The organism is Mesonia aestuariivivens, from assembly GCF_019311235.1.
Lineage (GTDB): Bacteria > Bacteroidota > Bacteroidia > Flavobacteriales > Flavobacteriaceae > Mesonia > Mesonia aestuariivivens.
Genome location: NZ_JAHWDF010000008.1, coordinates 1 through 22,391, shown reverse-complemented (window position 1 = coordinate 22,391; position 22,391 = coordinate 1). Strand labels below are relative to the sequence as shown.

Genomic DNA, 22,391 nt, shown 5'->3' with positions numbered 1-22,391 from the left:
ATTAAAGCTTGAAATAAAATGTAAACTTAAAAGCGATGTTATCTTCAAATTTTGGTAAATGGTAGGCTCCATAGCGATAAGCAAAATTTAAACCAAAACCAGTGACAATATTATTGATTTCGAATCCAGATTCTGAATAACCATGTTCTAAAGTGTTGAATTTGATACCGTAATGTTTATTTTGGTCACTCATGTTACCGATGGCGTGGCGAGTAATTAAAACTAATTGCGGATTAGAATATTTACCTAAATCCCACCGTTTTAAAAAATGTTTAACTTGAATGTTTGCTAAACGATCGCTAAAAAATTCACTAAAATACATAGTTTCAAAAGTTCTTCTTCCCGCTACAGAAAAACGTTGCATAATTTTTTCTTTTTGAGGGTTGTTGGGGTAAGCGTGAAAACTATGGTTTAAAGGAATTTCTCCAAAACCATAATTGCCTTCTAGAATAACTTCTGTGCTTGTTTGGTTAAGACGCTCGTAAGTGTAATTTATTTTAGCACCAAGTTTTGTAAAGTTGAAATCACTACCTAATACATTTTTAAAGGCTTGGGTGGCTTGAAAAGAAAGCTGTGGAAATCCTTCTTTAACTTCAATATTTCTTTCTGTAGATTTTAAATAATCACTAAATGGTGACCATCTAAAAGATGCTGTAGCTTTAGAAATGGTGTAATCGCTATAATTGTTGCCTTGGGTTTCGTAAAAGTAACCTTTAGTTTGAGAGATTTCATTTCTTGAAACTTGAAATTCACTCAGTAATTTTGGCGTAAAACGATGTTGAAGACTAAAGTTAGTTTTTTTGTATTTGTAGTAATAATTAATGTTTACCAATCTAGGTTCAAAGAGAGAATAAACGCGGGCATCGGTAAGGTATTGGAAGCTTCCTACTTCTGCAATATCATCGGTATATAAAAAGTTTAGCCACGTTCCTGATTCTTTTTTTAGAGAAATTCCGCCTCCAATACTATACTTAAAAGTATGATCTTTAAAACCATAAACACCATAACCCTGCAGCCTAAATTTAGAAGAAAGTTTCTCGTTGGTTACACCACCAAGCCCTAACCTTAAACCTTCATATTGATTGTATTTAATAAGAGTTCTTAAATCAAAATCGAAAAAACCTAACGGATAATACCCGTTATTAAAATGCTGTATAACTTCAATTTTCCTATTTAGGTTTTCTTTTTTTATAATGCTATCAACTTTTTGAAATGTTTGCTGGTCTCGATTAGTAAAAGGTATAGTTCTCAATTCTTGCCAAGTACTGTCTGATGTTTTTATAGCATTGGGAAGCAAAGTAATTTTACTACTGCTCTTTTTAAAGTGAACGGGCCGATTAAATTTAACCTCTTGATAGGTACTTATTGATTTTAAATATAGTTTTTCGTTTTCTTTATTTTTTTCAGGAAGCCTACCAATGGCTACGTTTCCTCCAAAAATTGAAATATCTTTATCTATAGAGCCAGGTTTTATGGTAACGGTGTTTTTCTTAGGAAACCAAATGTCTTTTTCTGGGTAGTAAGAAAATTCTTGAACCGCTTCTAAGTTAGCTTTACCTTTTAATTGCCCAATAGCTTTTTGAATTCCGAAATTTAAAGTATCTATATACAGTAAGCCTTCTAAGGTAGCAATGTTACTTTTCTTTTTAGCTTGAAATAAAATAGCATAAGCGGCACGACCTTCTAGGCTTGTGGTGTCTAAAATTTTATAGTTATAATTTTTTAGCGCTTTGTCTGATAACGGAGAGCTGTACTGGGCGCCGTAGATTACATAATACTTTTCGTACCAGCTATTAGATTGCACATTAGTGGCTAAAAGCTCATAAACAGGTTCTTTGAAACCAGCTGTTCTAGTAGCGGTAATTGTTTCTTTTTCTCCTTTTTTAACGTCATATTCAATGAGGCTGCTTTTCTCAGAAAGATAATTGCGACCATCTTCTAAAATTGCTTTTACTCTATTTTTGGTAGAATCTGCTCTTAGGTTTAAGGCAGATTTTTCGTTATCAATGATAAACTTGTTGTAAGTTTTATATTGGTAGCTTTTAAATTTTTCTTTTGGATTGTTTTGCGGCTTATGAGCAATAGCTCTTTTAATAATTGCCTCTGCTTTATTAGTTTCAGATTGAATATGAACTTCTGCTAATTGTTCAGGATTGGGTTGTAGTTGAATTTGATAAAAATCGGCGTTGGTGATAACTACATTTTTAGTATTATACCCAATATAACTAATCTGAAAACTTTTTGTAGTTTCTGAAATTTCTATTTCAAAAGAACCGTCTACTTTGCTTAAAAAACTTTCGTTAGAAGGTTTTAAAACTACAGAGGCGTAAGGTAAATATTCTCCGTTAACAGCATTTTTAACAACACCATTAATCATTTGTTGTGCATTAGAAGTAAATGTAATAATGCACAGAAAGAACAATAAAATTAAACCAACTTGAGGTTTAGTCATTAGTGATTGTTTATAGTTTAGCCTAAGGAAATGAAAAAAAGCGACAGTAACTGTCGCTTTAATTAAAATTTAATAAAAGATCTTAATTTAAACAGTCATGATCTCTTTTTCTTTCACTTCTAATATGCTTTCTATTTTAGCAATATGCTTGTCTGTAAGTTTTTGAATATCAACTTCTGCATTTTTCTTTTCATCTTCAGAAACATCTGCTTTCTTGATATCGTTGTTGGCAGATTTTCTATCGTTTCTAACGCCAACCTTAGCATCTTCTGCTTCTGCTTTAGCTTGTTTTGCTAATTCTTTACGACGCTCTTCTGTTAATGGTGGTACATTTATAATAACACTATCACTATTGTTCATCGGGTTAAACCCAAGGTTTGCCGCTTGTATTGCTTTTACAATTTCTGGAATTAATGACCGTTCGAATGGCTGAATCGAAATAGTTCTTGCGTCTGGTGTGTTTACGTTACCTACTTGGTTAAGCGGTGTATTTGAGCCGTAATATTCTACCATAACTCCTTGCACCATACTAGGGCTTGCTTTACCTGCTCTAATATTAGCCAATTGTCTTTCTAAATGCGATATTGCTTTTTCCATAGATTCTTCTGCAGAGTCTATAATAAATTTTAATTCTTCATCCATAGCGTTGAATTTTAAAAAACCTGTTTTTTTATTTTTCTTATAGATTAACCTTGGTACCAATGTTTTCTCCAGAAACAACTTTTAATAAGTTTCCATCTTTATTCATATCAAAGACAATAATTGGTAACTCGTTTTCTTGACTTAACGTAAAAGCGGTTGTATCCATCACTTTAAGCCCTTTTCTTAGCACATCATCAAAACTAATAAAATCGAACTTTGTGGCTTCTCTGTTTTTTTCAGGATCTGAAGTGTAAATTCCGTCTACACGAGTTCCTTTTAAAATCACATCAGCTTCAATTTCAATTGCTCTTAAAACAGCTGCAGAATCTGTGGTGAAGTAGGGGTTTCCTGTACCGCCTCCAAAAATAACGACTCTTCCTTTTTCTAAATGGCGAAGTGCTTTTCTTCTAATAAAAGGTTCTGCTACTTCGTTAATTTTAACTGCAGATTGTAAACGGGTTTCTATCCCTGCGTCTTCACATGCGCTTTGTAGCGCTAACCCATTAATAACCGTAGCTAACATACCCATGTGATCACCTTGTACACGATCCATGCCTTTGCTTGCTCCTGCAACTCCTCTAAAAATATTACCACCACCTATAACGATGGCTACCTGAATTCCTTGATCTGTTACTGTTTTTATTTCTTTAGCGTAATCTGCTAATCGATCTGGGTCTATACCGTATTGGCGTTCACCCATTAGTGCTTCTCCAGATAGTTTTAAAAGAATTCTTTTGTATTGCATAGCTTATGTATAGAGTTGTGCAAATATAGCGATATTCTTAATTTAAGAAAGTAATGTACTAAAATTCGATGTTCATCTGTGAAAATTGATTTATTTAAAGGTCTACATGCATTCTGTTGTCGTTAGAATTTCTATCAATTAGCTTGTTATAAGGATCAATGCCTACTGAGGTTGGTTGTTTTTCTACTTCAATAGAAAATTCATTATAAATTTCTGTGATCTTGTGTTTTTTAAGGTATAAAACCTCTTCGTTACCATTTTCGTCTTCAGTAAAAACTCCCACTTCAATATAATCTTTTAAAGGAAGCGAATGAACGATTGCACTTTCTTCGTGATCATTTTCGGTATAGGTAATTTCGCAATTTTCATAGTTTTCGTAATTCTTTTCACCATAATCAGTAGTGCGGTATTTAGAAACTAGTGCCGTAAGTTTTATTTTGAATTTGCCATTGTCTAGTTCTTTGACCTCATAATCTACCATTTTATTATTATAGAGGGTGATGGTTTTGATCATGTCTCGAATTAAATAGTGTAATGAATCTGGGGTTGCTTTTTTGAGATGTTTTGTAAATTCTAAAGAGGTAGTGTAAGGTGCGTCTTGAAAAGCTACTTCATCAATGTAATTAGATAGCATCGCATTAAATTTTTTAGTGCCTATATAATCGCTCAAAGCGTACAAAACTAACGATCCCTTATTGTAATGAATGTAAGGTTTGTTTTTATTATAAATTAATGGCTCTTCTTGATGGGTCTCAAGACTTCTTCCGCTTAAATATTTGTCTAAAGCATCTTTTAAAAATCGTCGCATTTTCTTTTCACCATAGCGCTGTTCGAGAACTTTTAATGCGGAATATTCAGATAGACTTTCAGACATTAAGGTCGAGCCTTGTACATCGGCACCAATTACCTGATGTGCCCACCATTGGTGGGCTACCTCATGTGCTGTTACCGTAAATGGGTAATCTACACCATCATTTTCTTCATCTACATTGGCAACAAAACCTATACCTTCAGAAAAAGGAACCGTATTGGCAAACGATTGTGCAAACGATCCGTAAGTAGAAGGAAATTCTAGAATGCGCAACTGGTTAAACTGGTACGGACTGTAATTTTTCTGGTAATAAGAAAGCGATTTCTTGGCGCCATCCATCATTCTTTCTAAGTTATAATCGTGATTTTTATGATAAAAAATTTGAATATCGATGCCTTCGTGTTCTTCAGCAATTACTTCATATTCCGCAGACATGATGTTATAGAAATTCAGCATCTTATCTTCCATTTTGTAGTGAAAGTAACGTCTGCCGTTTTCTGTCCATTCTTTTTGTAAATAACCAGGTGCAATTGCTATTTGCTCTGGACTTGTACTTATAGTAGCCTCAAAATCTATCCAATCTGCGGTAGTTGATATGTAAGTGTTGCCTAGCGCCGTAGAGTCGTGTGGTGATGCCAGTCGCTCTTTATGAGGTAGATCGTATTTTTCTCTTATTTCCTCAGTGCTAATCTCATAATTTTCGCTGTAACCAAAACTAGGAAGCATACTATTATTTAAAAATGTGCCATTATGAAGTACTGGAGAGTTATCTCTGAGCCAAGAGTTTTCTTCATTCTTCATTTTAAAACTGAAGTTAATTTCTTGCCCTGGAGCTATGGGTTTTTTGAAATGAATCACTTCAAAATCGAATTCATCATTAACTAAACTTACTTGTGTAGGCACGTCGAAATCATATGTTACAAGATCGTCGCTAATTTGTATTAAAATCGAATCGATGGCCTTTTCAGATTTATTTTTTAATTGAAAAATGCCATTTACTTCATAGTCTCTTTCTTCAGGATAAAGTGCTAAATCTATTTGAGTACCAATGATTCTAGGAACTTCCATGTATGAATAGTGACGAAATTCTTTTTCATACTTCGCCCGTTTTTCTTCTATCTCTTTTCCTGAGTAGCGTTCGTTTTCAATATTATCTACATAATAAATATAGCTGCCTAGGCCAACAAATAGTAAAAGGCTTGTCGCTAATAGTAATTTGCGTCGATTAGAAAAACGCTCTTTTGCCTGTGATAATCTACTATTTATTCCTGTAGTGAGACCGCGTTGGTAAAAAAGTGAGCCTACAATGAGTAACGCGATGCCAAAAAGGCCCCAGTAAATTTTATAAATATAGAAGATGGCTAAGCCGTGACCGTAGCCATTCATATCAGAAAAAGATACGCTCATAAGTTGATTGAACCTAAAAATATTTTGTTCTATTCCAAATTGTGGGAAAAAACCAATAAAAATGGTAAAGGTTAAAAGGCTTATAAAACCTACAATGTAATTTTTAATTAGACTGTGTGCAAAAAATGCAAGCATGGTATACACAATCCAATTAGGAAACTGAATTAAAAAGTAATCAAACAAATACAGACCAACTTGAAAATCGTAAAAACCTTGATAAATTTGCATGCCTATACAAACCGCGATTACCGAAAAGAAGATAATAGCAATCATTTGCAGAATGGCTAAAAACTTAGAAGCCATAAACACCCACGTAGGTTGTGCGGTGGTTTCTATAAGTTGATTCATTTTAGAAATGTTACCACGATGAATAAGCATTCCTGAAAATAAAAATATAAGCACCGCTAGAAAGAGACCTATTCCTCCTCTACTTAGGCTAATCATAATTCGGGTAACTGGTAACGTATCGGTGCCTTGTATTTGATATCCTAATGATAATCGTAAGATAACCATAAGAATCCCTACGGCAAAAATTGAGATAAAAGCCCAATTCCTTAAAATATATTTTAATTCGAAAGAGGTAAAACCCCAAACGTTCTTTATAAGTTTAAGCTTTGAGAAATTTAGTTGAACTTTAGGAGTCCGGTGTATCTTATACCCGCCAAAATTTCGTTTAGTCACACGTTGGCTTTCCCTTTTAAATAGATTTAGGCTTAGCGGATTGTGATTGAATTTAAACGCACTGAAAATGCCGAAAAAAAGCAGTAAACTGATTGATGACCATAATATACGGTTGTAGAGAATATAGCCTGAAAATGGAATGAAATTATTGTTTTGTTCTTCTACCGTCCAATATTCTGTTTCAAAAGAAATCGCAGAAGTTCCTAGCGGGTCTAATAATGCCGCCAAAGTCTTCGTGTCTAAATCTCCCAAATACGAACTCGCAATGCCTTGTATGACGATTAAGATTAACACTGTAATAAACCCGATAAATATGTTTCTTGAAAACGTTACTACTCCAAAGACAACTGTACCGAAAAATAATATATTAGGGATTACGATAAGTAAAAAGGGTTGCAGGTAATTTAGAATATTAAATTCTAAAATCATGTCTTGATTGGCACCTGGTAAATAGCAGCCCATTATAATACCTAATATTGCAAAAAATACGATTAGGAGTGTCATTAAAAAGCTACTTACAAATTTAGCTAGTAAGTATTGTGCTTTACTAAATGGATAAGAAAATAGTACCTGATACATTTCAGATTTATAATCTTTATATATGGAGCTCCCAATAATCGAAGGAATCAAAAAGTATATTAAAAAAGTAAAAACCGAAAGAAGTCCGGTTAATGCTAATGGCGAATTAATTTTTGTGGTACCTGTAACCGTTACCGTATTGCTGTCGAAAACTCCAACAGCAAGCGCAGTGATTAATACAGAAACGAAAAATACAACTGCTGCATAAATATACCACAACGGGCTTTTAAACCAATATGCAATTTCAAATTTTAGTATTTTACCAAACATAAGCTTAAGCTTTTAAAGTTGTAGCGTCTTCATTTTCTTTAAGGTGAACAAAGTATACATCATTTAAATCTGCTGTAGCAAGGGTGAAATTTTCATGCGGTTTTACTTCTGAGAATACACGTACGTTTAAGCTGTTATCTTGATTAAAGCTAGAAGAAATTACGTTATAGTTTTTAGCCAATTCTACTTCACCATCACGATCGGTAATGGTAGTCCAAATTTTACCTTCTAAATTTTGAACCGCAGTTGTTGGCGACATTTTACTTAGAATTTTGCCTCCGTTTAAAATTGCCATATCGGTACATAACTCTTTTACATCGTCAACAATATGGGTAGAAAGAATCACAATATTATTGGTTCCTATTTCTCGAAGAACGTTTAAAAATCGATGTCGCTCTGCGGGGTCAAGACCTGCTGTTGGTTCATCTACAATAATAAGTTTTGGGTTGTTGAGCAATAATTGAGCAATGCCAAATCGCTGTTTCATTCCTCCAGAATACCCCGCTACGTGTTTATGCTTTACTTCGGTAAGGTTGGTTACTTCTAATGCATAAGCTACCATTTTCTTTTTTTCTGAAGCAGAAGCGATGCCTTTTAGATCTGCAAAGTAATACAGTAATTTTTCAGCAGACATTTTTGAGTATACACCAAATTGCTGCGGTAGGTAACCTAGCACTTGACGCAACTTCATTTTATTTTTTAAAATATTAATATCTTCTAGAAAGAGTTTTCCAGCATCGGGCTCTTGGAGAGTGGCTATGGTTCTCATTAAGGTAGATTTTCCTGCGCCATTAGGGCCAAGTAAACCAAACATTCCTGCTTTGATATTTAAATTTATATTATCCAAAGCTTTTACGCCATTAGGGTATGTTTTAGAAACTTGTGTAAGGTTGAGCTCAATCATAATATTTTATTTAGGTCGTTTACTCTTAAAAAAATATAACTAAGAAGTTATTTGTATTGTTGGTTAGACTTCATGGTATGTTTTTTGTTACAGTTTTGTGTAATATTTTTATATTTTGGAAGATTTAAGCGTAAAATTATAAATTATGTTTGGTGAAATTTTCTAATAAGTGTTAATGTGATAATTTGATTCCAAATAAATATAATATAGAAGGCTTTTTATTTTATAAACGGAAACAGATGACAATATCATCTTAAGAAATATTGATGCTTTGAGATTTAGAATCTGTTGTATGTTACTTTACGAACGTGAAGATTCAGTTTAAATAAAACTATTTAATTCATCACATCAGAACAAAATTTTGATTTTAGACAAAAAAAAAGCTTGCAACAATAAATGCTGCAAGCTTTTTTTTTTCAAGTTTTAAGACTATCCTAAAGCTACTCTTTTAAATTCTGTAATGGTTACATCTCCGTAAGAGGCTACGTAATCTGCTACATTTTTCTTTTCGTCTTTAATAAAAGTCTGGTCTAATAGACATAATTCTTTATCTAAAGTTGTATTGTCAGATAAGAAACGTTCCATTTTTCCTGGTAAAATTTTATCCCAGATTTTTTCTGGTTTTCCTTCCGCTTGTAATTCTGCTTTAGCATCTTCTTCTGCTTTAGCCTTAACTTCTGGAGTTATTTGCGACATAGAGATATATTGAGGAACGTTCTTTTTCGTTTTACCTAAACGTCCAAGCTCAATATTTTCTTTTTCAATTTCAGCAATTCTAGCTTCAGTTTCAGAAGCAACAAATGCTGGGTCTAAATCTTTGTAAGATAGAGAACTTGCTCCCATAGAAGCAATTTGCATAGCTACATCTTTTCCTAAAGTTTCTGCGTTATCTGGTTTTGCAGAGAAACCTACAATTGCAGCAATTTTATTGATGTGTACATATTCACCTACAAATGCAGCGTTTACAGTTTCAAAAGCATTGATGTCTAATTTTTCACCAATTACTCCTGTTTGTTCTACTAATTTATCTGCAACGGTCATTCCTCCAAAATCTGCAGCTAAAAATTCTTCTTTGGAATTATAGTTTAATGCTAAATCTCCTAATTCGTTAGCTAACTTTATAAAGTTTTCGTTTTTACCAACAAAATCAGTTTCACAACCTAAAACGATTGCTACTCCTTTGGTTTGATCTGCATTTATTTTTGCTACAGCAGCACCTTCAGAAGATTCTCTATCTGCTCTTTTAGCAGCAACTTTTTGACCTTTTTTACGTAGTACTTCGATAGCACCGTCAAAATCACCTTCAGCCTCAACTAAAGCTTTTTTACAGTCCATCATTCCGGCTCCGGTAGCCTTTCTTAATTTATTTACTTCAGCAGCAGAAATCTTTGCCATGTTATTTGTTTTTATGGTTAAAAAAATAAGTCGTTTAGCTTACGATTTTAAGAATAAAAGAGCTAAACGACTTATCATTAAATTTATAAAATTGTTATCTTATTTGTCGTCTTTAGAATCAGCTTTTTCTAAAGTTTCACTTTTAGATTCTAATGTAACGTCATTTTTAGCTTCTTTCATTGCTTTTTGATCTTCAGCGTCTTTAGAAGGAACTTCTGCTTTTGGTTCTGCAGCTTTTTCTTCTTTTTTAGGAGCGGCTTTTTGATCTTTCTTAGCAGCTTTGTCTGCTTTTCTTTCTGTTAAGCCTTCAACGATAGAATCAGAAACGTAAGACATTACTTTCTTGATCGATTTAGAAGCATCATCGTTTGCTGGAATAACGTAATCTACCTCTCTTGGGTCGGAATTCGTATCAACCATAGCAAAAATTGGAATGTTTAATTTTTGAGCTTCTTTAATAGCAATGTGTTCACGTGTAATATCTACTACGAATAATGCTCCTGGTAAACGAGTCATATCTGAAATAGAACCTAAGTTTTTTTCTAACTTAGCTCTCATACGGTCTACTTGAAGACGCTCTTTTTTAGAAAGAGAGTTAAATGTACCGTCTTTCTTCATACGGTCTACGGCAGCCATTTTTTTAACAGCTTTACGAATGGTAACAAAGTTGGTTAACATTCCACCAGGCCAACGTTCGGTGATGTAAGGCATGTTTGCTTTAGCTGCTTCTTCAGAAACAATTTCTTTAGCTTGTTTTTTGGTAGCTACAAATAATATTTTTCTACCGCTGGCTGCGATTTTGCTAAGTGCCTCTGCGGCTTCTTGCATTTTTGCAGCACTTTTATATAAGTTGATGATGTGAATACCATTACGCTCCATATAAATGTAAGGAGCCATATTTGGATTCCATCTTCTTGTCAAGTGTCCAAAATGTACACCTGCATCAAGTAATTCTTTAACTTCTACTTTATTTGCCATTTTTGTAATAGTTTACGTTCTGTTGAGATAGCGCAATAAACAAGTGGCGATGTATCGGCCTTGTTTATTTAGATGCTAAACTAACTTCATTAGTGACTAATGAATAACAACAATACTTTTTAAGATTATTAATTTTTGAAAGAATACTCTTCCAATACCTCTTAACGTTTAGAGAATTGAAATTTCTTACGAGCTTTCTTCTGACCAAATTTCTTACGTTCAACCATTCTTGGATCTCTAGTAAGTAAACCTTCTGGTTTAAGTGCTAATCTGTTTTCTTCATCTAATTCGCACATTGCTCTAGCGATAGCAAGACGTACAGCTTCTGCTTGTCCTGTAATACCACCACCGTGAACTCTTACATTTAAATCAAAGTTACCTTCATTACCAGTTAACATTAAAGGTTGGTTAACTTTGTACTGAAGTGTACCTGTAGTGAAGTAATTGTTAAGCTCTTTTTTGTTTACGGTAATATTTCCTTTTCCTTCAGAAATATAAACACGAGCTACTGCAGTCTTTCTACGACCAATTTTGTGAATTGTCTCCATTTACACAAGTTCGTTTAGGTTAATAGATTTAGGCTTTTGCGCTTCATGATCATGTTCTGAACCTACATAAACCTTTAAGTTTTTGAAAAGAGCAGCTCCTAATTTATTCTTAGGTAGCATTCCTTTTACAGATTTCTCGATAAGTCTTGCTGGATCTTTACCGAATAATTCATTTGCTGTTAAGCTTCTTTGCCCTCCTGGGAAACCTGTGTGACGGATGTATTCTTTCTCGTCCCATTTTTTACCAGTTAAGTTGATTTTTTCTGCATTAATAACAATTACGTTATCTCCACAATCAACGTGCGGGGTGTAGTCTGGCTTGTATTTACCTCTAATAAACTTTGCAGCTATTGAAGATAGACGACCAAGCGATTGTCCTTCAGCATCTAACACGACCCATTCTTTATTCACGGTCTTTTTGTTAGCAGATACTGTTTTGTAACTTAATGTGTCCACACTAAAAAATTTTAATTATTAAACATTCCATTCCCTTTCCCAAAATGAGAAACGGGCTGCAAATGTACGATTATAAATTTAGTTAGCAAGCTAATGTATATGCTTTTTGAGTAACTGTTCTCTTATCCAGCTGTTTGTGTCCTTTATTTATGATTTTTTATAGTAGTTTATTCACTTCAAAAATCCTTGCGCTTTTAAATCTTTATGATGCTGGTCTATGTCTTCAGGAATTTCGTTTTGAGTAAGCCAGTTTACATCGAGTCCGTTTTGCATCGCTATATTCATTAAGCTAGGTTCATTGCCAATTAAATTGCCTAATTCAGTTAAGCTATCTTCGAATTCCATATGCAAATCTTCATGCATTTTAGTGATAAGAATTAAAGTTCTGTAAGTTCTTTGGATTACATATAAATTGAATTTTACCGCTTGCCTTGCACTAGATTTCTTATAAAGTTTTTTACTGTGTTGAAGCAGTGTATTCAGCATTAAAATATTTAGAGAAACCTCACCATACTTATCTTTTCTAATTCTTACGTGTTCACTAATCTCTCCGCTTAAATAACGCGTGATCATTTTTAAGTGATTGAGTGATTTTGCATAACCGGTAATTTCTTTAGCTCTTTCAGTAACATGCGCTTCTAATTTTAAACGATGGTCATCAACCGTTTGGTCGTCTATCAATTCAAAATAAAGCCGATTGACAAGATTTTCATCTTTCTTCAGTAAACGAATTAGCAGCTTATCTTTTTCCTTTTCAGATAAATGAAGAACAGCTTCTTTGAATTCAGGACTAAATTTCATAATTTTTTTAGTTTAAAATAATTTAGATGAAGTACTGAACAAAGTTCAGGATGAATAAAATAGCATTCTGTGAAATTTTTTAAAAGTTATAAGCGCTAAAAGCTCGTAGCTAAAGGCTAGAAAATCTTAGTGCGCTTCTAACCAATTTTGTCCCACACCTAATTCTACATCTAACGGAACATCCATCGTAAAGGCGTTTTCCATTTCAGACTGTATCATCGGTTTTAATTCTTCTAATTCATCTTTATGAACATCAAAAACCAATTCATCATGTACTTGAAGTAGCATTTTCGATTTATAATTACCAGCTTTTAATTTTTTCTGAATGTTAATCATCGCCACTTTAATAATATCTGCCGCGCTACCTTGTATGGGAGCATTTACAGCATTACGTTCGGCGCCACTTCTAACCATAGCGTTTCCTGCGTTAATATCTTTAAGGTAACGGCGTCTTCCCATTACGGTAGAAACATAACCATTTTCTCTAGCAAACTCTACCTGTTCATCCATATAATCACGAAGTTTTGGGTAGGTTTTGTAATAGGTTTCGATAAGTTCTTTAGATTCAGCTCTGCTTAAATCGGTTTGATTGCTCAGGCCAAAAGCAGAAACCCCATAAATAATTCCGAAGTTTACTGTTTTTGCATTGCTACGTTGTTCGCGAGTTACTTCTTCTAGCGGAACATCAAATACTTTTGCCGCAGTAGTCGCATGAATATCTTCACCATCTTTAAAAGCTTTCATCATGGTTTCTTCTTTACTTAAAGCAGCAATAATTCTTAATTCTATTTGAGAATAATCGGCAGCGAGTAACACATAATTTTCATCACGCGGAATAAAAGCCTTTCGAACTTCGCGGCCACGCTCGGTTCTAATCGGAATGTTTTGTAAGTTAGGATTGTTAGAACTTAACCTTCCTGTGGCTGCTACCGTTTGCATATAATCGGTATGTATGCGTCCAGTTTTTGCTTCAATTTGTTCTGGCAAGGCATCGACATAAGTGTTTTTTAGTTTTACGAGTCCACGCCACGTAAGTACATCAGCAACAATTTGGTGATCGTTGGCTAAATAAGAAAGTACATCTTCTGCGGTAGAATATTGTCCTGTTTTTGTTTTTTTAGGTTTTTCAACCAAAGCTAATTTCCCAAAAAGAATTTCGCCCAATTGTTTAGGTGAGCCAATATTGAATTCTTCTCCGGCTTCTTTATAAATCGTTTTTTCTAGTTGAAGAATATCTTTTTCTAACGCATTAGAAAGTGTTTTTAGAAAGTCTTTGTCGAGGCGAATCCCTTCCATTTCCATTTCTGCCAACACTCGGAGTAGCGGAACTTCAATTTCATTAAATAACTTTTCGTTGTTAGCGTCCTTTAATTCTTCTGAAAAAAAATGTTTTAGTTGAAGAGTGATGTCGGCGTCTTCTACGGCGTATTCGGTTTGCTCTTCTAAAGCAACGTCACGCATGGTTTTTTGGTTTTTACCTTTCTTACCAATTAGTTTTTCAATAGGGACGGGTTGGTAGTTGAGGTAAGTTTCTGCCAAAACATCCATATTGTGGCGCATATCGGGATTGATAATATAATGCGCTAGCATCGTATCAAACAACGGACCTTTTACTTCGATATCGTAATTGCCCATCACTTTAATATCGTATTTAAGGTTCTGACCTATTTTTTCTATTTCTTCAGCCTCAAAAAATGGGCGTAGTAGCTCTACCGTTTCTTGAGCTTTTTCAGCATCTTCTGGAATAGGGAAGTAGTAACCTTTACCTTTCTCCCAGCTAAAAGCGATTCCTACTAATTGCGCTTGATGTGTATTTAAACTAGTGGTTTCTGTATCGAAACAAACTGAAGTTTGCTTCATTAATTTTTTCAGAAAAAGCTCAGTCGCCATACCTGGTTGAATATGTTGGTATAAATGAGAAATTTTATCTAAACTTAAATAGCCTTGTATATTTTCTGCGGAAATATTAGCACTATCGGTATCGTTACCAAAAAGCGAAAATTGCCCTGCTCCTGCGGTAGGTTGTTCGGTTTTCTTAGCATTTTTGGCAGAAGGAGTGGTTAAGCCTTTGCCAGAACTTTCACCTTCATTAAACATTTTCATGAACTGCTCGGTTAGTCTTCTAAACTCTAGTTCTTTAAAAATTTCAATTACTTTTTCGGCATCAGGTTTTGATAGCTCATATTTTTCTTCGTCGAAAGTAACATCACAATCAATGAAAATCGTAGCCAGTTTTTTTGAAAGTATTCCTAGTTCGGCATTTTCAATGATTTTTTCTTTCATCTTACCTTTGAGCTGATCTGTATTTTCGAGCAAACCTTCCATACTGTCAAACTGTGCGATAAATTTTTTAGCGGTTTTATCGCCAACACCTGGTAAGCCAGGAATGTTATCTGACGCATCTCCCATCATCCCTAGGTAATCAATCACCTGTTCGGGACGTTCTACCCCAAATCGTTTTTGCACTTCTGGGATTCCCCAAACTTCAATGCCGTTACCCATTCTTGCGGGGCGATACATAAAAATATTTTCAGAAACTAATTGCGCAAAATCTTTATCTGGCGTTACCATAAATACTTGGTAGTTTTCTTTTTCGGCTTGCTTGGCTAATGTTCCAATAATATCATCTGCCTCTAAACCTTCAAGCTCTACACACGGGATGTGCATGGCTTTAATAATGTCTTGAATAATTGGTATTGATTGTCTAATTACGTCTGGCGTTTCATCACGATTGCCTTTGTAATCTTCAAATAATTCTTTTCTGGCATGGCTACCACCTTTATCAAAACAAACGGCTAAATGATCTGGATTTTCCCTTTTAATGACATCAAATAGAGAATTCATAAAACCCATAATGGCAGAAGTGTCTTGGCCTTTAGAATTTATTCTCGGGTTTTTGATAAGTGCGTAATAACCTCTAAAAATAAGTGCATAAGCATCGAGAAGAAACAATCTTTTTTGTGGAGTCATATAATGGGTTTTCTAATTTTAAACAATTGGTTAGATTCAATTAAGTTGAAAAGTGATTCGTGTGAATTGCTCAAACTTTAATTTTCTAATTAATTTTTTTATAATATTTTCTGTCAAAAGCGGTAAGGTAAGTTTTATCTTTAGAAAGTATAGCTTTTTGTTGCTTGCCATCTACTTCTAAAAGTAAAACTTGATTTTCTTCACGAGCATTTATCTTGGTGTTTTTCTTCTCGTCGCTGTGTTCATGATCATGGGCGTGGTCTTTCTTAGGAGGAATGTGGCTATGTAACACAGAGTAATGATCTCCTTCTTTATTAATCTCTAATCTTAAAGTACCATAATAGCCAGAATTCTCCCAAATCCCTTCAAAAGCTTCTTCTTCTTTTTGGCAAGATGTAACTAAGGCGAAACATAAAACAATGAGAATACAAGTGTATTTATTTTTTATTCGATACATGTAAAATAACATTTATTTCAAAAATAATTAAACTTTTCATTTAGCTATATAAGAAATGCGATTAGTTGTTTTGAGTAGAGCGTTAAATAAACAAATTGCGTTAAAACTATTGATTACTTATATAAACCTAAAAAGAGAATTATCTTTGCGCAAAAATAAACGATGCGCTGGATAATTTTTATTGTCATTTATGTCTTAGTTGATATTTATGCTTTTCAAGCTATAAAAACAATAACTAAAATAAGCTGGGTACATTACTTGTATTTAGGTATTTCTGTATTGGTGTTGGGTAATTTTCTTTTTCAGTTTTTACAAAGTGGAGAAGGTAGAGTGCTTTCTGTATCAAAAAGTTATGCGTTCGGATTTTTACTATCGGTACTTTCTGCTAAGATTATATTGGTGCTTTTCTTGTTTGGGGAAGATTTAGTTAGGTTGGTGATTGGCGGAGTGAGAAAAATAACTGATAATCAAGCTGAAAAGATGATCCCGTCGCGAAGAGGCTTTGTGAGTAAAATAGCATTAGGTATTGCCGCTATTCCATTTGCTTCTTTACTATACGGTATGTATAAAGGGAAGTATAATTTTCAAGTGTTAAAATACGAATTAGAGTTTGATGATTTACCTGATGCTTTTGACGGTTATCAAATTACCCAAATAAGTGATGTGCATAGCGGAAGTTTTGATAGCCATCCTGAAATTGAATATGCTGTAAATTTGGTTAATGAACAGAAAAGTGATATGATTTTCTTTACCGGTGATTTGGTGAATAATATGGCTACCGAAATGAACGATTGGAAGGCGCTTTTTTCAACTTTAACGGCAAAAGATGGTGTATATTCTATTTTAGGAAATCACGATTATGGTGATTATGTAGATTGGGAAAGTAATAAGGCAAAAGCAGAAAACCTTTTGCAACTTAAAGAACTTCAAAGAGAAATGGGGTGGAATTTATTGCTTAATGAACATAAAATATTAGAAAGAGGTGATGACCAGCTTGCGATTGTGGGAGTAGAAAATTGGGGAGCTGGCGGTTTTGTAAAACACGGTGATGCAGATAAGGCTTCGGAAGGGCTTTCATCAAAAGATTTTAAAATAATGCTAAGCCACGATCCTTCTTACTGGCAAGAAAAGCTAAAAAACGATCCTAAAAAATATCAACTGACGTTAAGCGGACATACCCACGGAATGCAATTTGGGATTGAGATACCAGGATGGATTAAATGGAGTCCAATAAAATATCGTTACAAGAACTGGGCAGGAATTTATAAAGAATTTGGTAATTATATTAACGTAAATAGAGGTTTTGGTTATTTAGGCTACCCAGGAAGGGTAGGGATTTGGCCAGAAATTACAGTCATTAAGTTAAAGAAGAAATCTTAAATAGATCAGTTTATAGATTTTCATTATTTTCTTGAATCTTAATAAATTCTTAATTGTTTGTAGGAAAATCTTAGCTTAATTATTTTTATTAGAATAAAAAAGATATGTCAAAATTTGGAGAGATCATCGATCAGGAATTTCCTGTTCTTTTAAGTTTTAATGCCTACAGAAATACAAATACTGTAGATATGCATGAGGTTTTAAAAGAGGTATCTCATGCGGTAAGAAATAAAGGTAAAGTGATTAAAATTGATGTAGAAAAAAATCAGCGTTTAGCTCAGGCGCTTCGTGTAAAAGTATTACCTACGTTGGTACTTTATAAAAAGGGAGAAATGATTTGGAGAAAAAGTGGTGTTGAAAATTCTGAAACACTTACCGCTTTAATGCAGCAGCATTTACAGGAAGAGCTTTAAATGTAAATCCTTTTTTACTATAATATTCTAAGACCTTTGGTAGTGTATACCGAAGGTTTTTTTCTGCTTTTAAGCTATCATGAAAAACAATAATGCTTCCGGCTTTAGAAAGTGATGTAACTGTTTGTAAACATTGCTGTGGATTCACATCTTTATCGTAATCTTCGCTAATCACACTCCACATTATAATTTTATACCCTCTATTTAAAAGTTGTCTAGCTTCAGAGGTTTTGCAATTTCCGTATGGTGGTCTAAAAAGATTCGTTTTTAGTTTAAGATCTTCAAAGAGTTTAATGTTGTTGAGGTAATTCTTAGTATTGTTTTTTTTGCTATTTAAATGATTATAGGTGTGATTGCCAATACTGTGACCATTAGCTTTTACTTGATTGAAAATACCACGATTTTTTTCAACATTTTCGCCAATACAAAAGAACGTAGCTTTGGCATTATATTTAGTGAGCATCTTTAGCACCCAAGGAGTGACTTCAGGGATTGGTCCATCATCAAAAGTAAGATAAATTACTTTTGATGATGTTTTTATAGACCAAACTCTTTTTGGGTATAATTTTTTTAAGAGGAAAACACTACGATTAAACCACTTCATAAAACTTATTGGTTTGGAGGTAGACTACTGCTGTCATTTATGGTGCTTGGTTGTCTTAATTCGTTATTTAAACCATCTATATCGGGGTTGTTTTGCTCTAAAGCATTTTCTAGCGGTTCTTCACTGTCAAAACCTTCTTCGCTATCATAGAAATGTTTAAATTTTTTCAGGTAATTATTAAACTCTTCAGCTTTAGCTTTCATCAGTTTTTCATCTTGCTGAATAATTAGAATATCGACCAGGCTTCTGTAACGCTCAATATTAGTGATAATTTCATCTCCTAATCTATATTGATCTCTTAAAGGTAATTTACTGAAATAGTCTAAGTTTTCGTGATATTTAGTAGCTACTTCTTCCCAGATTTTTCTAGCCTTATCAATTTCACCAATTTCATAATATCCGCTAATAAATGGTTCTACTAAGGTGTAATAGCCAAATTTATCTACTGGCATTTTTTCCATGCCTAAGTCTAATATTTTTTTCGTTCTTATGGTGTCTCTTTCTGCAATGAGTTCTTCTACTAATCTCGCTAAATTTCCGCGATAGGTGATAGAGTTTTTGCGAGTTTCTGGATCGTAATATAAATTATCATTTCCAGAATTTCCCCAATCCCAATTCATTACAATATCATACATTTTATCTGCATCTATTCTTCCCATATTGTATGGGTTTCTTGGATCTATTTTGGTTTTTATAGGAACTAATTTATAACAAACGCCATCTAGCTGAAGGTAATCTTTCATCCATAAATAGTCAGAGTCATTAAAGCTTCCGCCGGTAAAATAGATAGGTCGTTTCCAATCGGTATTAGCGACAACGTCTAACATTAAAAGTCGGTTTTTATAAATGGCGTCACCATTAATAGTAATATCTATATAAGGTGCAATTTTATCTCTGTCTTTTTCTTTTACGATACCACTTTTAATTGCATTGGTAGCGCTCACTGGAAGCCTTATATTTTTTGTAGGAAAGGTATTAATGCTTTGGTTGTTTTGCATCTCTACTTTAGTACTAGGGTTGTCACTTTTTATGTATTTAATCCAGTTATCGACCAACATTGTATCTTTTACTCTAGGGTCTTTATAATAACGTACATAATCGTTGGTGCCATAACTATAATTTCTATGCTCTAAAGAGGTTTTAACAGCAGGGCTTTCGTAAGCAGCTCGCTTCATTTGATCGATATACCAATCTGTAGCAAATAACGAAGTGTTAATAACTCGTACATCAGTACGGTAACCTTCAATTTCTTGCGCATACCATAACGCAAAAGTATCGTTATCTCCAATGGTGAATAAAATAGCGTTTTCATCTACAGAATCTAAGTACATTTTTGCCATTGAAGTGGCTGTTCTTTTATTTGAGCGGTCATGATCGTCCCAGTTATTGGCGATTAAAACACCAGGAACCGCAAGTAAACAAACTACGGTTACTAGAGGCGCTAATATTTTAGGAGTTAGGTATTTCTTGAGTGCTTCAAAAAGCGCGTAAACCCCGAAACCTATCCAAATGGCAAACACGTAAAATGAACCTACTAAGGCATAATCACGTTCTCTAGGTTCAAAAGGTCGTTCGTTTAAATATATCTTTAAGGCAATACCAGTAAATAAGAAAAAGACCAGTAAGACCCAGAAGTTTTTATTATCTCTATTAAGGTGGAAAAAGAAACCAATTAGCCCTAAAATAAGCGGTAAGAAGAAGTAGGTGTTTCTTCCTTTATTGTTTTTTACATCACTAGGAAGGTTGTCTTGAGAAAACCTGAAAATTTCGTCTATAAAATCTATGCCACTAATCCAATTTCCATGCATGTCTCCATGGCCCTGAATATCGTCTTGGCGACCAACAAAATTCCACATAAAATAACGCCAGTACATATAGCCCATTTGAAACTCAAATAAATACTTGAAGTTTGAAGCAGTAGAGGGTTTTTCTACATTTATATATGGGGCAAATTGCGTTAGGAAATTAGCGTAATCTTCATTAGAGATTTGGCCTTGGTTGTATGCATTTCTAAAATCGTTAACCGTTTGTATAAGTTGTTGTTCACTTTGGTACTCTGGTTTTATGGTAAAATCTATAGCGCCAGTATATTGCATGTAATTGGCAATATGTTCTGTACTCCACATTCTTGGTAAAAATGTTTTATGCTCTGCGCTAGAATTTTGTTTGGTATTTTTCCATTCGTTTACAATCACATATTTCCCTGTTTTTTCATCATCTTCATATTTTGGTTTATCATCAATATAAGGGTTGTCCGCATCTAAACCTCCGTAAATATCAGTAAACTGAGGACCGTAAAACAGTTTTGTTTCTGGATATTGTTCTCTATTGTAATAAGCTAATAATTCACGTGCATTATCAGGACTGTTTTCGTTAATAACAGTATTTGCATTTGATCGAATAGGTAGCATAATCCAACTTGAAAACCCTATAAAAATAAAAAGAATGCAAAGTATTAACGTGTTAGCGTGAATGTAATTTTTCTTTCTCGTGAAGTTTAAGCCAAAATAAAATACAGCAATTAGTGCTAAAGCGGCTATTATTGTTCCTGAATTAAAAGGAAGCCCTACGCTATTTACAAAGAAAACTTCTGCAACGGCAAAAAAGGTTAAGCTGTATGGTAGTAATAATTTAAAAATAAACATTAAAATAGCCACCACGATAACATTCGCTAAAATGAAATTTTTAACTGTAATTTTTTCAGTATTTTTAAAATAATATAGAAACCCTATGGCTGGGATAGTTAGCAATGCCATAAAATGAACTCCAAACGATAACCCAATAATCAAGGCAATTAAGATTAACCAGCGGTTTCCTCTAGGTTTAAACATATCTCTTTCCCATAGTAGACCTACATAGAAAAGAACAGCCATTAAAAAACTAGCCATGGCATAAACTTCAGCTTCAACAGCACTAAACCAAAAACTGTCGGTAAAAGCAAATGCCAAAGAGCCTACCAAGCCACTTCCTAAAACTGCTATTTTACTTGAAGTTGATAAACTTTCTTCTTGACCTGCAATTTTTCTTACCAAAATGGTAATAGACCAGAACATAAATAATATGGTAAAAGCACTACTAAAGCTAGAAACTAAATTCACCATAAGTGCTATTTGATCTGCATCTGAAGCAAAAATAGAAAAGAAGGCGCCCATCATTTGGAAAAGAGGTGCTCCTGGTGGGTGACCTACTTGAAGTTTTGACGCGGTCGATATGTACTCACCTGCATCCCAAAAGCTGGCTGTAGGTTCTACAGTACACATATAAGCAATTAAAGAGATGATGAAAACAAACCATCCTAAAATTTTATTCCACTTCTGAAAATCAAAATTTATCATATAGCGCTATTAAGGTCTTTAAATGGTAGCGAATTTAAGAATAAATGCCGAATGTATGACCAAGCTTTTGTATTGAAAATTTTTTTGAAATTTTTTTTATTTTTTTTTGTGTGAATGAAAGTTTGTTTTATATTTGCACTCGAAATAATTATTGGCCTATGGTGTAACTGGCAACACGTCTGTTTTTGGTACAGAAGAGTCTAGGTTCGAGCCCTAGTAGGCCAACTAAAAACCGAATTGATAAATCAATTCGGTTTTTTTTATTTTAGTACTTTTAGTAATTTAATCGGATCAATCCTAATTGTTGTGTTTATGCAAAAATTGTGATTAATCTGTACAGGAAAAATTCTACATTTTTCACTCCTCTAAACTGACTTCTGAATGCTTTTATGGATCAAGTCTAAAATCTGGGTTTTTACGATTTTAAGAATATAATGGATCAAGTCTAAAATCTGGGTTTTTACGATTTTAAGAATATAATTTAATCAATCGATATAAGAAGTATTCGGTATTCCTCACTCCTCTAAATTGTGATCTAAAAGCCTTTACTTTGGCATTAAAGG

16 protein-coding genes and 1 tRNA gene are annotated in these 22,391 nt (G+C 33.8%); 3 read left to right on the top strand and 14 right to left on the bottom strand.

The window, feature by feature from the left end:
* Position 1: 1 nt before the first annotated feature.
* The 12 genes from KW502_RS08640 to KW502_RS08585 form a co-directional block, all read right to left on the bottom strand.
* Complete coding sequence (locus tag KW502_RS08640) at positions 2-2,452, bottom strand: DUF5686 family protein (RefSeq protein ID WP_219040154.1); 2,451 nt, start codon at positions 2,450-2,452, stop codon at positions 2-4.
* 87 nt (positions 2,453-2,539) lie between these two features.
* A complete protein-coding gene (gene frr / locus KW502_RS08635) occupies positions 2,540-3,094 on the bottom strand; it encodes a ribosome recycling factor (protein ID WP_219040153.1) in 555 nt (184 codons plus the stop codon).
* Between the two features lie 37 nt (positions 3,095-3,131).
* Complete coding sequence (gene pyrH, locus KW502_RS08630) at positions 3,132-3,839, bottom strand: UMP kinase (RefSeq protein ID WP_219040152.1); 708 nt, start codon at positions 3,837-3,839, stop codon at positions 3,132-3,134.
* A gap of 94 nt (positions 3,840-3,933) precedes the next feature.
* Positions 3,934-7,587: an ABC transporter permease/M1 family aminopeptidase gene (locus KW502_RS08625; RefSeq protein ID WP_219040151.1), complete on the bottom strand. Its 3,654-nt coding sequence runs from the start codon at positions 7,585-7,587 to the stop codon at positions 3,934-3,936.
* A 4-nt stretch (positions 7,588-7,591) separates the two neighbouring features.
* Complete coding sequence (locus KW502_RS08620; protein ID WP_255554183.1) at positions 7,592-8,491, bottom strand: ABC transporter ATP-binding protein; 900 nt, start codon at positions 8,489-8,491, stop codon at positions 7,592-7,594.
* 429 nt (positions 8,492-8,920) lie between these two features.
* Positions 8,921-9,886: a translation elongation factor Ts gene (gene tsf / locus KW502_RS08615; protein ID WP_219040150.1), complete on the bottom strand. Its 966-nt coding sequence runs from the start codon at positions 9,884-9,886 to the stop codon at positions 8,921-8,923.
* Between the two features lie 99 nt (positions 9,887-9,985).
* Entirely contained in the window at positions 9,986-10,864 is an 879-nt protein-coding gene (rpsB, locus tag KW502_RS08610; protein WP_219040149.1) for a 30S ribosomal protein S2, read from the bottom strand.
* Between the two features lie 161 nt (positions 10,865-11,025).
* Complete coding sequence (gene rpsI / locus KW502_RS08605) at positions 11,026-11,412, bottom strand: 30S ribosomal protein S9 (RefSeq protein ID WP_219040148.1); 387 nt, start codon at positions 11,410-11,412, stop codon at positions 11,026-11,028.
* Positions 11,413-11,868: a 50S ribosomal protein L13 gene (gene rplM / locus KW502_RS08600; RefSeq protein WP_219040147.1), complete on the bottom strand. Its 456-nt coding sequence runs from the start codon at positions 11,866-11,868 to the stop codon at positions 11,413-11,415.
* Positions 11,869-12,039: 171 nt separating this feature from the next.
* Positions 12,040-12,669, bottom strand: a complete 630-nt coding sequence (locus KW502_RS08595) for a hypothetical protein (RefSeq protein WP_219040146.1) — start codon at positions 12,667-12,669, stop codon at positions 12,040-12,042.
* A 126-nt stretch (positions 12,670-12,795) separates the two neighbouring features.
* On the bottom strand, positions 12,796-15,639 hold the full coding sequence (gene polA, locus KW502_RS08590; protein ID WP_219040145.1) for a DNA polymerase I: 2,844 nt from the start codon (positions 15,637-15,639) through the stop codon (positions 12,796-12,798).
* Positions 15,640-15,724: 85 nt separating this feature from the next.
* Complete coding sequence (locus KW502_RS08585) at positions 15,725-16,096, bottom strand: hypothetical protein (RefSeq protein WP_219040144.1); 372 nt, start codon at positions 16,094-16,096, stop codon at positions 15,725-15,727.
* A gap of 162 nt (positions 16,097-16,258) precedes the next feature.
* Between KW502_RS08585 and KW502_RS08580 the strand changes: the two genes are divergently transcribed.
* Positions 16,259-17,476, top strand: coding sequence for a metallophosphoesterase (locus KW502_RS08580; RefSeq protein ID WP_219040143.1), 1,218 nt, complete (start codon positions 16,259-16,261; stop codon positions 17,474-17,476).
* A 104-nt stretch (positions 17,477-17,580) separates the two neighbouring features.
* Positions 17,581-17,889 carry a thioredoxin family protein gene (locus KW502_RS08575; protein WP_219040142.1) on the top strand — a complete coding sequence of 103 codons (309 nt, stop codon included), beginning with the start codon at positions 17,581-17,583 and terminating at the stop codon, positions 17,887-17,889.
* Here the strand turns inward: KW502_RS08575 and KW502_RS08570 are convergent.
* Both KW502_RS08570 and KW502_RS08565 read right to left on the bottom strand, forming a co-directional pair.
* Positions 17,849-18,493 carry a polysaccharide deacetylase family protein gene (locus KW502_RS08570; protein WP_219040141.1) on the bottom strand — a complete coding sequence of 215 codons (645 nt, stop codon included), beginning with the start codon at positions 18,491-18,493 and terminating at the stop codon, positions 17,849-17,851. The genes KW502_RS08575 and KW502_RS08570 overlap by 41 nt on opposite strands.
* A gap of 5 nt (positions 18,494-18,498) precedes the next feature.
* Positions 18,499-21,828 (bottom strand): glycosyltransferase family 117 protein, encoded by a 3,330-nt coding sequence (locus KW502_RS08565; protein ID WP_219040140.1) that lies wholly within the window; start codon positions 21,826-21,828, stop codon positions 18,499-18,501.
* Positions 21,829-21,980: 152 nt separating this feature from the next.
* Between KW502_RS08565 and KW502_RS08560 the strand changes: the two genes are divergently transcribed.
* Positions 21,981-22,053: transfer RNA gene (locus KW502_RS08560), tRNA-Gln, on the top strand.
* Positions 22,054-22,391 lie beyond the last annotated feature (338 nt).